This is a genomic window from Paenibacillus durus (genome assembly GCF_000756615.1).
Lineage (GTDB): Bacteria > Bacillota > Bacilli > Paenibacillales > Paenibacillaceae > Paenibacillus_AQ > Paenibacillus_AQ durus.
This window is the reverse complement of sequence record NZ_CP009288.1, coordinates 1,112,140-1,125,012: the sequence shown is the minus strand read 5'-3', so window position 1 is coordinate 1,125,012 and position 12,873 is coordinate 1,112,140. Positions and strand designations below refer to the sequence as shown.

Below are 12,873 nucleotides of genomic sequence, written 5' to 3'. Positions count from 1 at the left end.
TCACTCCCCATATTAGGCGTTTCTCAGCCTGCTGTAAGCGGCTATGCCTACGAGGCCCAGTGTCAATCTGGTGCGGATCATCATTATGGTCGCCTTCTCGAACCTGCCCAGCTGTCCAAATTCCGCTTCGCAGTACAAGGGCAGCGCCTCCCTTACGTGAGGGTTGTTGATTAATTGGCTTATGTAGCGATACCTTTGACTGAATTTAACCGTCTTGGAAGGCTTCAAATAAATGTAAATGCAGGCCATGGCCGTCTTGATAAAGCGGATGGCTTTCAAACGCTTAATGAGAGGCTCGGACAGGATCTCTCTGTATATTCCCGGCGGTTCCGTATGATAAATCCGGAGGGCCTGGCCGAAGTAATCTTTTTCCAGAATATTTCTGGTGGCACTCCCCTGCACCTCTCTATAGTGATAACCCGTGTAATCGATATATCTCATAGAAGCTGCCCGGGCAAAAAAGTGAATATTGAACAGCGCATCCTCGCCCAAGGCCACCTTTTCCGGAAACTTGATAGAATGCCCGAAAATGACGCTCCGCTTGTATATTTTGTTGACAGACGTATTGAGATCATCGCATTTCAAAAAATGGGGCAGGATTTCCGTTTGGATAAATTCTCTGTCCAGCAGCCTTCCTTGGTCAAAAGGATAGCGGGTCACGACCGGCCGCCCGTCAATCTCGCTCTCCAGATTGGAGACCACGGCATCGCAGCCCTCAAGCGCCGCCAGACCGTACAGCGTGCTGTACATATCGCTTTCGATGTAATCATCAGCGTCAACGAAGCCGACATATTCCCCCGTGGCGATCGCCAGACCCCGGTTTCGCGCCATGCTTACCCCCTGGTTCTCCTGGTTAATTAGCCGGATACGCAAATCATCCCTCATCGCGGCTTCGATGATCGCCCGGCTGCCATCCACAGAGCCGTCGTTAACAAAGATGAACTCACACTCCGTAAGTGTCTGGGCTTGAAGGGACCGGATGCACTCGGCAAGATAAGGCTCCGCGTTAAATACTGGAATAATAACGCTGACATTATACCGCACTGAGAACACCCTCCTTCGCATCCGTCTCGTCCATACAGCGGTACAGCTTCTCCAGTTCAAGGCTATTGCCGTAATCGGTTTTCCGGCAGTGATCGGCCAGCTTCTCTCGCACGCCAGACTGGAGGTAAAGCTCCTCTATGCCGTCCGCGATTCCCTCTACTGACAAGGCTGTGATCCTGCCGTCAACTCCGTCCGTCACCTGACTGCGGGATGTCGTGTAATCGGTAATCAGCACCGGCTTTCCGAGAATCTTGGCTTCCGTAACCGTGACCGCCTTCCCCTCGTAACGCGAGGGCTGGACGTACAGATCCCCGCAGTGGATATACGGATAAGGATTGATCTGCTTGCCCAGGAGAATAAATTGGTCCTCAAGGCCGGACTCTGCGATCAGTCCCTGGATCAATTCCTCGTCACCGCCGTAACCAACCACATACCAGGCGATGTCGTCATATCCCCGGTCCTTTAGCAGCTTGAGCGCTCTGACCGCGTTGTCGATTCCTTTGGCATGCGACAGTCTCGCCACCGTAACAAGCTTGAAGCGCGGGTCCCGCGCCATATCACCGGCGGATTCTTTTACAGCCATGGATCGGATAAATTCCGGCGAGGTCATATTCTCGATGACGATCACCTTATTTTCAAGACTCCCATATTTCGCTAAAAAAGACTCCTTGCAGGCTTCAGATACCGCCACAATGCGGTCGAACTTGTCCCACATCTTCAAATCCATGTTCACATCTGTTTCAACCGTGGAGTAATCCGTATGAATCCAGGCGATCTTCGTTCTTGCCGACACTTTGTCAGCGACAAAATCATGCGGCCACAAATAGCTGATGGCGGCATCATATTCCGGGTCCAGACGGGGAAGAAAAGGAAGGATGTATTTCCACATCAACTGCATTTGGAGGTACCCTAATTCCTTAAGCCCTTTCCTCTTGCCCACCGCTGAAGCATGCAGTCTGGATAAGAGCCGGCCCAGCCCGATCATGAAATGTCCGCTGCGGAAGACTTCATATATAGACTTGCGGAACGTCGCATAGGGCGGCTGCTCGGGAAGAAGCTTCGCCGCTGACGGCAGCAGTTCCATAAATTCTCCGGTGTGACGATACAGCATGAGGTCGACGGCATAGGAGCGGTAGTCAAAATGGTTAAGCATGCCTGCCAGACTGCGCTCCACTCCGCCAACTTCCATATCATATGAGGCGATCAGCAGCTTCTTCATTTCTGCACACCTACCGTTTTTCTCCACGCCCATAAAAAGGGACGCAGGGGGAAATATAGAAAATGCAAATTTTTCGGCAGCGGAAGCGTTTCCGCATCCTCCGGATAGGGAAACAGAAAGCTCAGGATGAACTTGAACTTCTGAATCGGCGCAAGCAGCGCAAATTGATGCCGCTTATGATAGGAAGCCACATCCTCCGGAACGGGGATGGAATGCAGATTGATCATCCGTTCCAAGTAGAACATCGCCTGCTGCGCCATTGCCCGCGACTTCGGGGCACATTCCATGCTGCGAAGCCCACCTGCAATTTCGGCGTCCAGCAGTCCGCCGGCCAGCGCCAACGCCTGCCCGCCTACATGGTAGTAATGATATTTGCGGAGCAGAGCGGTCAATTGCCCGGCATCCGGCTGTTGAAGCAATAGCTGTTTAATATCCAGCAGCCACCGCAGCCTTGACCATCCGTGCCTCGCCCCGTGGGAGACGAGAAACAGGAACAGGTCCTCCTGCCCCAAATAGGAGATTGGCTGCCGGGTCAGATCGCTAATCCGCCTGCGGCTCCACAGCTCTTCAAAGTCAGGTTCTCCGGAAGGAGCGGGATTAAGCCTCCAGTGGAGCTCCACTTTGATCCCCTTGTTCGGATGGGTAAAGGTCGTATGATGATGTCTCCACTTCCAATCGTTAAGGACGGTATGGATATAATCGTCCTTAACATAACCCAGACCGGCCAGCAAGGACTCCGCCGCGTCCAGTTCGGTAAGCGGGATCAGGAGATCGAGATCACAGGAGGTTCGCAGAGATATATCCCCGTAGAGATCCTTGGCAATGACCGGCCCTTTCAGAAAGAGCGCGCGGATATTCTTTCGTTCCAGCTCTCCTCCAATAAACTCCATTTCACCGCTCAAATGAAGCATCTGAAACGTATTTCGGCTGTAGTAGTTATAAAGACAGCTGATTACTCTGGACGGCACCACGTCCTTCCCCAAATTTTTCAGCTTGGGATAAAGATTAGGGTACACTCGGTGATGCATAGCCAGCTCGATAAACGATTCCCAGTCCATCCCGCGGAACAGCTCCGGACGGCGGACAGGCAAATCCTCCCCATTCTCCGCGGCAAGAAGCGCCAGAAGAAGATGCATTTCGGTTGACAGGACTTCCGTCTTCAGAGCAAATGGATTTCTCATGGGATATCTCCTTACCTCCCGGGAACATAGCTAAGAAGAAACGGCTTCGCCGTCCTCTGGAAGAGGAAGGCATCCGTTTCTCGTAAAAATATCAGGTTAAGGATACGCGCGAAGCTTATACTTTCTGATATTTGAACAAGAAAACCAAATTCGTTCTATTTAACGAACACAAATAAAGCGTAACACTCTTGGCAGAAAGTTGTCAATTGTCAGATCACAAAAACAAGAAATTGAGCCCGAACCGATAGGGATATGCTATATTGAAACAAAGAGAGGGGGATTTTGCTTGAAAAACATCGTCGTATTCGGCGCGGGGGGACATGCCAAAGCGGTAATCGACGCCATTGAGCGGGAAGGACGATACCGGATCTTCGGTCTGCTCGACAGCTACAAAGCCGCCGGCTCCGAAATTTACGGTTATCGGGTTCTTGGAAACGAACACTATATCGCCGATCATCGGGAGAACATCCACGGGGGCATCGTAGCCATCGGGGATAATTGGACCCGGGCCAGCATTGTCGCCCGCATCGCCTACCTCTATCCGGGCTTCCCCTTCGTCACCGCTGTCCATCCGGGCGCCTGGATCGCCAGGGGAGCGGAACTCGGTCAAGGCACCGTTGTGATGGCGGGGGCCATCGTTAACAGCGATACCGTAATCGGCGAACACTGCGTGCTGTATCCGAAGGCTTCGGTCGATCATGACAGCCGGATCGGGAATTACGTTACATTGGCTCCTGGCGCCACGACGGGCGGGAACGTGACGGTCGGAGAATACAGCGTTCTCTCCCTGGGAGCGAACGTTATTCACTCTGTCAGTGTGGGAGCGCATACCGTCATTGGGGCGGGGGCCACCGTTCTTTCCGATATTGGCGGTTACGCCGTAGCTTACGGGACGCCCGCCGTCATCGTCAGATCGCGCACAGCTGGTGAACGGTATTTGTAATAGAGGGGATGCGCGGTGCAGCCGCACCGCAAGGATCCCGTTGGCGGTCGCACCGCAAGGATCCCGTTGGCGGCCGCACCGCAAGATCGCGTTGGTTACGGATTAGTTTAGGTTTCCTGCTGGAAAACGGCGAAAGTGCAGGTTTTTTCGAGCAGAAACGAGAGTTAGCGGGAAAAACCTGCTATGGCGCAGGAATTTCAGGCTTTTCTGGCTGGATTGGAGAGTTGAACCGGAAATAACTGTATTTTTGCAGGCTTCCCATCCAGCGATAGCTCCAAGTCCGACAAAAGATGTACAATTTCAGGTTTTTGCAGGGTTCGTTGGGTTCGTTGGGTTCATTTGGTTCGTTGGGTTCGTTTGGTTCGTAGCGCCTCGCTGCAGCTCGTATCGAACCACATGTTTGCCCGTTCCTCCGGTCACGGCGGTAATCCATGCCTGTTCCCGATTCAGCAAGTTACGGATTCTGCCCGCTAATGATTCAGTCCGTTTCCAAACTCTCAAGTTCCCATTTTCGCAAGTTCCCGATTCCGCAAAGTTACGGATTCGCGAACAGCAGGGACCGTCCGGAAATCCGGGCGCCTAACGGGCAGGGTTCGCTACCTTCCCCAGCGAGCGCTGAATGCAGTCAATCACCCGCTGCTGCTGCTCCAGAGTCATGCTGGAGCCGGAAGGAAGACAAATGCCGGACCTGAACAGCTGCTCGGATACGCAGAGCGTCTCGCTATGCGGATAGAAGCGCGCGCGCTCGAAGATCGGCTGAAGATGAAGCGGCTTCCACAAGGGTCTTGCTTCAATATTATCGTCGGCCAGCGCCTTCAGCAGATCGCTTATCTTGACCCCGTTCTCCTCTTCGTCAATCGTAAGCGTGGTCAGCCAACGGTTCGAGCGCGTACCCGGCAATTCCGGCATGAACTCCACGCCCTTCAAGCCTCCGAAAGCCTCACGGTAGTTCTCAAATACCGCTCTTCTGGCCTCAACCCGTTCATCCAGAACCTGAAGCTGGGCTCTGCCCACGCCTGCCAGCAGATTGCTGAGCCTGTAATTATAGCCCATGACGCTGTGCTGGTAATGCGGAGCTTGATCTCTCGCCTGGGTCGCCAGGAAGCGCGCCTTGGCTAGCGCCTCTTCATCATCGGATACAAGCATGCCGCCGCCGGAGGTCGTAATGATCTTGTTGCCGTTGAACGAGTAAATACCGAACTTGCCAAGGGTACCGCTCGCCTTGCCTTCATAGGTGGAGCCCAGCGATTCTGCGGCATCCTCAATAATCGGCACATCATAGCGGCCGCATAAGGACATGATTTCCTTCATCTTGGCGCTCTGCCCGTACAAATGAACGACGATCACCGCCTTGGGCAAACAGCCCTCCCGGTCTGCCTCTTCAAGCGCCCTCTCCAGCGCTTCGGGCGACATGTTCCAGGTCTGAGGCTCGGAATCGATGAATACCGGCTCGGCTCCGGCATAACATACAGGATTGGCACTCGCTACGAAAGTGAAACTTGAGCAAAATACCCGATCCCCGGGCCCGACGCCAAGCAGACAGAGTGCAATATGGATGGCGGCCGTACCTGAGCTCAGGGCAACCGCTCCGCCCGCGCCCGTATATTCGGCAATCTCCCTTTCGAAAGCGTCGACATTGGGGCCGAGCGGCGCAATCCAGTTCGTCACGAATGCTTCATTAATATATAGCTGCTCCCGTCCGCTCATATGGGGCGGAGACAGAAAAATCCGTTCATTTGCCACCCTCATCAACCTCGACTTCCCTCTTCTTTATTTACGCCCCCCTGAAATACGGGCATAGTGACGTGATTTCCGCTGCTGATGCCTTCCGATCTGACGACTTTAAGCAGGGTCATGACCAAGATCTTCAGATCCAGAGCGAAGCTGTAATGATCGACATACCACGTATCAAGCTTAAATTTCTCTTCCCAGGAAATCGCGTTTCGTCCGTTCACCTGCGCCCATCCGGTAATTCCCGGCTTGACCAGATGGCGGCGGGCCTGCTCCTCCGTGTACAGCTGCAAATAACTCATGAGCAGGGGCCTTGGACCGACCAGGCTAATATCGCCGTTAACCACATTCCACAATTGGGGAAGTTCATCCAGGCTGTATTTTCGAAGGAATTGCCCGAATGGGGTAAGGCGGATATGATCGGACAGAAGCTGACCCGTATCGTCCCTCTCGTCCGTCATCGTCCTGAATTTATAGACATGAAATGGTTTACCATGGAGTCCGGGCCTTGTCTGCTTGAACAGGATCGGTGAACCGAGCTTTAACCGCACCAGCAATGCCGTTCCCGCGATAACGGGCGACAGCACAATCAACAAGGCCAGCGATACCGCCAGATCAAACGCTCTTTTCATACGAATCTCACCCCTATGAGAATATCTTCCTCATTCTTGCAATATTCTCCGGCCCGACTACCCGGCTGACCGTCCGCTTTACGCCGCTCCTTATCCGGACATGAAGCGGAAGCCAGGACTGCGCAAAATGATGAATCGTATAGCTCTCCTCGCTCAGGTAGCTTCCGCCATTGATATAATCGTACGGACTAAAGTAAGTCCGGGGATAGAAGGTTACTCCGTTCTCTGTCACCTGATACTTTCCGTTAAGTTCCAGACCGTGCCGTATACAGATTTCGCTGATCACCGCCGTGTTGGTCGTCGTATCCAGCGAGCCGTCCGGCAGGAGAAAGCTCCGGCCCTCGTAATAATCCAGCAGCTCCTTGATCCAGGGGTGTCCGGCGACCGCCCCCATCGTGCCCGATTGCAGAAAATGCCCATCCTCAAACCCTGAGAAAGCCTCCAGCTCCAGAAAGCGGTCCAGCGGCCTGATCACTTCAACATCCGTATCCATATAGATTCCGCCGCAGGTGTATAAAGCGTGCAGCCGGGCATAATCGCTGACAAACGCATATTTCCGGTGTTCATAGGCTTCCTTCACATACCGGTTAACCGTAACGTCGAAGTTATCCTCGTTCCATTCCACGAATTCAAACCCAGGCAAATGCTTATGCCAACTTTTGATGCATTTTTGAAGCTTTCCCGGCTTCTCACCGCGGCCGAACCAGCAGTAATGGACAACCTTGGGGATCTTCGTCGAAGAATTCATCCGTCAGCCTCCTTAGTTGAACCAAGTGATAAAGTCGCTTCTATAATCAATGCCGAGAGTGATCACATTTTCATAGAAGAAATAGATGAGGTACACGATCAAGAGGGCCAGATACACCAGCTTCTGATCCTTTCTGCGGAACGCCTTCACCATCCATGCCGTAAGCAAAATCTGATAAAGGGTAAAATATATCGCCAGTCTGGCGAAAATCCAGTTCTGGGTAGCGACCAGCATCAGCACAAATCCGATCAGCGACATGTTGACAATAATATCAATGTCAGGGAACTGCGCGCTCAGCTTCTTCCTGCCAAGGTAAGCAATAACGAGCGGCAATCCGAAAAAGGCCACCCGCACAATATTGGCGCCGCCCTCCGACAAGGTCTGGTACACGCCATACTGCGTATCTTTGATCGCCGAGAACAAAACTTCTGAGAATTGACTGTAGCCGAAGACGATCAGGACCGCGACGCCGAGCAGCATCAGGGTCGAGGCTGTCCAAGCCTTTCTCCTGACGATGAAAAAGATCGGAATCAGAATCAGCGCGCTTTGATGGAACAAAGAAGCGAACAGAACAACCGGGATATACCTCCTCCAGTTGCCTTCAAACAAATATTTCGTCGCGGCGAACACGATCGAAGTCGCCAAATACTGCCGGATTCCGTTCATGGAGACGATAAAGGCGCCCGAAGTAATGTAGATATACACGCCCAACTCGAACAGCCGTGCATATTTATACAGCATCACAATAATGAGCATGTTGGTGATAAACGCCGTAATCACAATCATGTACTGCGGATCGTTCGTGTACAGCTTCAAGATTTTTTGAAAAATATTAAAGCCGATGTCGTCGTTGGTCCACACATACTGCCAGGTGAAATCATCGGTGAGATATGAATGGATATACATCTCCGTATCGCCGATATTATTCCGAAGCCCGGAAACGAGACAGAACAAGACGGCCGTAATGAGGAACAGGACAGGATTCGGTCTGACGGTTGCAGGAAGAGATGCGTCCGGCGTGGAAAAGTACCTGGCCGAAAGCGAAAATAGATAGGCAAAAGCCAGGAGTATCCATAATACGGTCATTGGGAGTCACTCTCCTGAACCTGCCTGATGTTCCTCGGCGTTTCCTTCGCTGAAATCGGCGCTGCGCGCTGTGTCCGCCGAATGTACAGGTACAGCAAGCCTCCCAGCGGAAGCGCCAGCACGGTCATTCCCTTCCGGGGGGACTCCGCAATAAACTTCCGGTTGCCCATGATCAAGCTGCTGGACACGTAATGGACCGCTTCGCGAAGCCTTTCCTTGAACGAAGACGCATAAACCATCGCCACTTTCCGAAAAAAAGCGAAGCCCTGCGGATTTTTGCGGTACTGATTCATCATGTTCAGGCTGGAGCCGTCGGCTCTGTATTCCACATGGCAGAGCACCTCGTTCATGACCAATAACGGAAGCTGCTGATCGATCAGCAGATATTTATAGGAGAGCGGAACGTATTTTTCTCCCGGAAAAATCGGGTACGGCGGAACGCTGCTTGTCATGGCGGTACGGTACACCAGCTTCTTGTCGCCCTTGACCTTCCACTTGGCATACAGGCCGCTGAGCGTCGACGCTTTCAGCCCCTCCGGCATGCCCGTTCCGATCATTTCCCCGTCCGGCGAAGCGTCCAGGCCCACGATACCGGCATACTGCTCGCTTCCGTGCTCCTTCCAGAAGGAGAGGATTTTATCCACCGCATCATCGGCCAAATAATCATCCGAATCGATGCAGACGTTAAGCTCCGTATCGATCCGTTCGTAGGCCGCATTATGCCCGCCGTGCATCCCCTGATTGTCCTGATAGTGATAACGGATGGCTATCCTGCCTTCGCTTATCCAGCCCTCTACCAGTTCCCTGGTCCGGTCCGTGGAGCCGTCGTCGATGATCAGCCAGACAAAATCCTGGCAGGACTGCCTAAGCAGGCTCTCATAGCATAGATGGAGGGTATGCGCTCTATTGTAAGTCGGGGTAAAGACCGTAAGCGAAGGAACCATTGTGATCACCTCGGGTTAAGAATTGGCCGCCACGCTGAATGGTAGAAGGAGGCCAGCCATTCGGCGGTCTGCGCGGAGTCGTATCCGCTTTCGCGCAGCTGCTTCGATGTATCCGCATGCTCATAGGAGGAATCCAGCACCGCCAGCGCCCAATGGTCAGGGGATTCCTGAAGACCGATAAACCGCACCCTGCCCGTTAAATCCGCCTCCTTGGTAATTGCGCTAGAGGCGATGCATCTTAGTCCTGCGGCCTGCGCTTCGACGAGAACGACAGGCAGCCCTTCGTACAGGGAAGGGAACAGGAACAAATCCATGCCCTGCATCAGCCTGGAAATATCCGAACGGACGCCCAGGAAGGCGACATTGCCGCTTAATCCCAGCTTTTCGACTTTACGCCGGATCGCCGGCTCCAGATGTCCCGCCCCAACCAGAACGAGAAGCACATTGGGATTTCTTCGGTAGATGCTGTGAAAGATGTCAATCAGAAACGAGTGGTTCTTCTGCTCGTTAAACCGGCCGACATGGCCAATGACCAAACGCTCGCCCGCCTGAAGCTCATCTCGCACCTGTTCGCGCGCAGAAAGGTCTAATGCGAACTCCCGAAGGTTGATGGCGTTATTCATGACAATCAAATTGTCTGTCTTCTCAATCCCTTTGCCGAACAGCCAGCGTCCCGCGTTCTTCGAGCAGGCAAAATACCGGGTTGGATTATCCTTCATGACCGCTTTCGCGTATACGCGGAAAGGGAACTTCAAATCCAGCTTCAGATCGCTTAAATGGCTGTGCGCGATCCGGCACGGAATTCCGGCCTGCTTCGCTGCACGCAGAACAAAGCTGCTGTTCTCGTTGATATGGGAATGAACGACGCGGTATTCCGAGTGTGCGCCAAAGAACTCCGCCAATTTTTTAAAGTAAAGCCGGTAATTTCCCGGTCTGATCGGCGGCATGCGGTAGATGACTCCGCCAAGCGATTCGATTTCGTCATCATAGTGGCCTCGCTCCAGCCGGTGAACGATAAAATCAAACTGAATTTTGCCGCGATCCATCTGACGGTAGTAGTTCATGAGCATAGTTTCCAGTCCGCCCCGATTCATCATGGTGACGACCTGAAGAATTCGAACGGGTTCCATTGTCCACACCTCTCGTATTCTTGATTCGCAAGTAGTTAATTGCCTTCAGCATCAGATAGAGCCCCGCAGCCAATCTCCATTTTCCGAGCAGGAAAAAGACTCTCCAGGCTTTGGTGCAGTACCTCAGCTCAAATCCGGCAAACGCCGAGACCACTTCCCGCTTTGAGACAAGCGAATGAATATTCTTAATTTTGATAAATGGCGATGCCTTGTAATCTTCACTAACAATGTTGAGACCGAGCCCCAGTATATTGATGCACACCCGGTTGCGAAGCGCCCGAGTATATTCCGCCGGCAGTTCATGCTCTGCAATAAAAGAGTTCATATAACCGTACAGCTTGCTGAACTTACTCTCCAACAAGGGGTTGTAACAGGAGGTAATGGACGAAGTATTGGATTTCCAGTAATGATAGAACGGACGATTTAGAAAGACGAAGGAGCGTGCATAGTGACATACATGGATGTTGAAGAGTGAGTCCTCATTGGTTCCGATGATATCCAGATCGATAAAAGAGGCGGCCGCTCTGTGAATCAGATCCGCCCGGTACAGCTTGCCCCACACGGGTCCCCAGGCGTCCAAATAATCAGGCTGCGCCAGTTCCTCTCTCAGCGGACCAAACAGCCTTCTCGTAATATGCTCCTGAACCTCTTCACCCCGGTATACCTGCACATCCGGCAGCCGGAATATTTTCTCTTTCGCGTGCGTACCGAACTCGCGCAAATACGTGCACATGACGATATCCGCATCCTCGTCCTCCGCCGCTTGGCGCATCGCCATAAACATCTCCCGGTCCACCCAATCATCCGGATCGACAAAGGCGATGTACCTTCCGGCCGCGTGCCCCATGCCTTCATTACGGGCGGAAGATACGCCGCCGTTGCTCCGGTTGATGAGAACTATACGGTCGTCTCTTCCGGCATATTGTTCGAGAATGGGGAGACTGCCGTCCGTCGAACCGTCGTTAACCGCGATAATCTCCAGATCGCCGAAGCTTTGGCTGATCAGACTGTCCAGACATCTGGGCAAATAGGCTTCCATGTTATATATGGGCATGATAATGCTGATTTCCGGCTTCATATCCCCCCTCCTCCCTCATATGCCTTAAGTAGATTGACGCAAGCTCCTCTACGACCGATGACAATTTATAAGCTTCGGTTAGCTCCAGGCTTCTCTTGCCCAGCCTGCTCCGTAACTCCATGGATCGGCACAGGCGAATCATATGCTCGGCGAGCAGCTCCTCCTGATCAGGCTCAACGATGTATCCGTTCTCCCCATGCTTCACGAGTTCCGCATGCCCCCTGTTTCTTGTCGCGATAACAGGAAGGCCGCAGGCCATCGCTTCCATAATATTGACCGGCAGCCCCTCCCGCAGACTTGCCGAAACTGCTGCATCGCACATGGGCAGCAGCCGGTCAATGTCTTTCCGGTAACCGAGAAAATCCACTTTGTCCGCAATCCCGAGCTCCGCCGCCAGCCTGCGGCATTGTTCCTGCAGCGGGCCTTCTCCCGCGAGCAGAAGCTTGATCCCCGGTTCTTGAGCTTGAACCCGGGCCAAGGCGCGAATGAGCAGCTGATGATTTTTATTTCCGTTGAATTCCGCAGCATAGAACATCAGGAAATCATCCGGCCCGTAGGAAGAATCCTGCCTGAGCCTTGCCTTCTCCGCCTGTGTCACCGGCTTGAATCTGTCCGTATTGACGCCTACGCCATGCACATGCTCAATCTGCCGCGCTTTGAACCTCCGCCGGGCAGCCAAGCGATAATCTTCGTTGTTAATCGTAATCAGACAATCCGTCAGCCGGGAAAGACCCTTCTCGATCGGGTAATACAGCAGCCAGCTCGTAAGCGAAGACCCTTGGCAGAAATGAAAGCCATGGGCGGTATAGATCACCCGAGTCCCATTGTTACGGGAACTCACTGCGGCAAGCCGGGCCAGAACGCCGCCCATCGGCGTATGGGCATGAATAATCCCGTAGTCATTCTGCCGCATAATTTCCTTCAGCTGACGATAAGCTTCCAAGTTACCCCGGCGAAGCGGCGACCGCTCTATGGAGATATTAAATTTCTTGTCCACATAAGGCAGGTCAAGCCCTCCCTTAGCCGCGATATGAACCTCCCAGCCGTGCTGCTTGAACCATTCGAGCACTGGTAAATGAAAGGCGCTGAAATGGTAATCTACCGTTGCGCAAAACAACACTTTTCGGGACATAAGCC

General features: G+C 53.0%; 12 protein-coding genes. 1 reads left to right on the top strand and 11 read right to left on the bottom strand.

Annotation, left to right across the window (positions count from 1 at the left end):
• Positions 1–12 precede the first annotated feature (12 nt).
• From PDUR_RS05145 to PDUR_RS05135, 3 genes are read right to left on the bottom strand one after another with little or no spacing between them, the layout of a single operon-like run.
• The gene (locus PDUR_RS05145; protein WP_156130313.1) at positions 13–1,044 is read right to left on the bottom strand and encodes a glycosyltransferase family 2 protein; all 1,032 of its coding nucleotides are present in this window, start codon (positions 1,042–1,044) and stop codon (positions 13–15) included.
• Positions 1,034–2,263, bottom strand: coding sequence for a glycosyltransferase (locus PDUR_RS05140; protein WP_042205369.1), 1,230 nt, complete (start codon positions 2,261–2,263; stop codon positions 1,034–1,036). Before PDUR_RS05140 ends, PDUR_RS05145 begins: the two co-directional genes overlap by 11 nt.
• The gene (locus PDUR_RS05135; RefSeq protein ID WP_042205368.1) at positions 2,260–3,444 is read right to left on the bottom strand and encodes a nucleotidyltransferase domain-containing protein; all 1,185 of its coding nucleotides are present in this window, start codon (positions 3,442–3,444) and stop codon (positions 2,260–2,262) included. The genes PDUR_RS05140 and PDUR_RS05135 overlap by 4 nt, the downstream gene beginning before the upstream one ends.
• 286 nt (positions 3,445–3,730) lie before the next feature.
• On the opposite strand from PDUR_RS05135, the gene PDUR_RS05130 reads away from it, so the two are divergent.
• On the top strand, positions 3,731–4,387 hold the full coding sequence (locus PDUR_RS05130) for an acetyltransferase (protein WP_042205367.1): 657 nt from the start codon (positions 3,731–3,733) through the stop codon (positions 4,385–4,387).
• 579 nt (positions 4,388–4,966) lie between these two features.
• Here PDUR_RS05130 and PDUR_RS05125 read toward each other — a convergent pair.
• From PDUR_RS05125 to PDUR_RS05090, 8 genes are read right to left on the bottom strand one after another with little or no spacing between them, the layout of a single operon-like run.
• Positions 4,967–6,136 (bottom strand): aminotransferase class I/II-fold pyridoxal phosphate-dependent enzyme, encoded by a 1,170-nt coding sequence (locus PDUR_RS05125; protein ID WP_042205366.1) that lies wholly within the window; start codon positions 6,134–6,136, stop codon positions 4,967–4,969.
• Positions 6,136–6,750 carry a sugar transferase gene (locus PDUR_RS05120; RefSeq protein WP_042205365.1) on the bottom strand — a complete coding sequence of 205 codons (615 nt, stop codon included), beginning with the start codon at positions 6,748–6,750 and terminating at the stop codon, positions 6,136–6,138. The genes PDUR_RS05125 and PDUR_RS05120 overlap by 1 nt, the downstream gene beginning before the upstream one ends.
• 13 nt (positions 6,751–6,763) lie before the next feature.
• Positions 6,764–7,498: a glycosyltransferase family 32 protein gene (locus PDUR_RS05115; protein ID WP_042205364.1), complete on the bottom strand. Its 735-nt coding sequence runs from the start codon at positions 7,496–7,498 to the stop codon at positions 6,764–6,766.
• Between the two features lie 12 nt (positions 7,499–7,510).
• The gene (locus tag PDUR_RS05110) at positions 7,511–8,584 is read right to left on the bottom strand and encodes an EpsG family protein (protein WP_042205363.1); all 1,074 of its coding nucleotides are present in this window, start codon (positions 8,582–8,584) and stop codon (positions 7,511–7,513) included.
• Complete coding sequence (locus PDUR_RS05105) at positions 8,581–9,528, bottom strand: glycosyltransferase family A protein (protein WP_042205362.1); 948 nt, start codon at positions 9,526–9,528, stop codon at positions 8,581–8,583. Before PDUR_RS05105 ends, PDUR_RS05110 begins: the two co-directional genes overlap by 4 nt.
• A 5-nt stretch (positions 9,529–9,533) precedes the next feature.
• A complete protein-coding gene (locus tag PDUR_RS05100; RefSeq protein WP_042205361.1) occupies positions 9,534–10,658 on the bottom strand; it encodes a glycosyltransferase family 1 protein in 1,125 nt (374 codons plus the stop codon).
• Positions 10,549–11,736: a glycosyltransferase family 2 protein gene (locus PDUR_RS27110; RefSeq protein ID WP_081949400.1), complete on the bottom strand. Its 1,188-nt coding sequence runs from the start codon at positions 11,734–11,736 to the stop codon at positions 10,549–10,551. The genes PDUR_RS05100 and PDUR_RS27110 overlap by 110 nt, the downstream gene beginning before the upstream one ends.
• Positions 11,699–12,868: a glycosyltransferase family 4 protein gene (locus PDUR_RS05090; protein WP_042205360.1), complete on the bottom strand. Its 1,170-nt coding sequence runs from the start codon at positions 12,866–12,868 to the stop codon at positions 11,699–11,701. The genes PDUR_RS27110 and PDUR_RS05090 overlap by 38 nt, the downstream gene beginning before the upstream one ends.
• Positions 12,869–12,873: the final 5 nt, after the last annotated feature.

Excerpts from the sequence above, each read along its gene's own strand:
- PDUR_RS05120 (WP_042205365.1), bottom strand. The coding sequence starts at position 6,750 with ATGAAAAGAGCGTTTGATCTGGCGGTATCGCTGGCCTTGTTGATTGTG.
- PDUR_RS05135 (WP_042205368.1), bottom strand. The coding sequence starts at position 3,444 with ATGAGAAATCCATTTGCTCTGAAGACGGAAGTCCTGTCAACCGAAATG.
- PDUR_RS27110 (WP_081949400.1), bottom strand. The coding sequence starts at position 11,736 with ATGAAGCCGGAAATCAGCATTATCATGCCCATATATAACATGGAAGCC.
- PDUR_RS05110 (WP_042205363.1), bottom strand. The coding sequence starts at position 8,584 with ATGACCGTATTATGGATACTCCTGGCTTTTGCCTATCTATTTTCGCTT.
- PDUR_RS05100 (WP_042205361.1), bottom strand. The coding sequence starts at position 10,658 with ATGGAACCCGTTCGAATTCTTCAGGTCGTCACCATGATGAATCGGGGC.
- PDUR_RS05125 (WP_042205366.1), bottom strand. The coding sequence starts at position 6,136 with ATGAGGGTGGCAAATGAACGGATTTTTCTGTCTCCGCCCCATATGAGC.
- PDUR_RS05090 (WP_042205360.1), bottom strand. The coding sequence starts at position 12,868 with ATGTCCCGAAAAGTGTTGTTTTGCGCAACGGTAGATTACCATTTCAGC.
- PDUR_RS05105 (WP_042205362.1), bottom strand. The coding sequence starts at position 9,528 with ATGGTTCCTTCGCTTACGGTCTTTACCCCGACTTACAATAGAGCGCAT.
- PDUR_RS05140 (WP_042205369.1), bottom strand. The coding sequence starts at position 2,263 with ATGAAGAAGCTGCTGATCGCCTCATATGATATGGAAGTTGGCGGAGTG.
- PDUR_RS05115 (WP_042205364.1), bottom strand. The coding sequence starts at position 7,498 with ATGAATTCTTCGACGAAGATCCCCAAGGTTGTCCATTACTGCTGGTTC.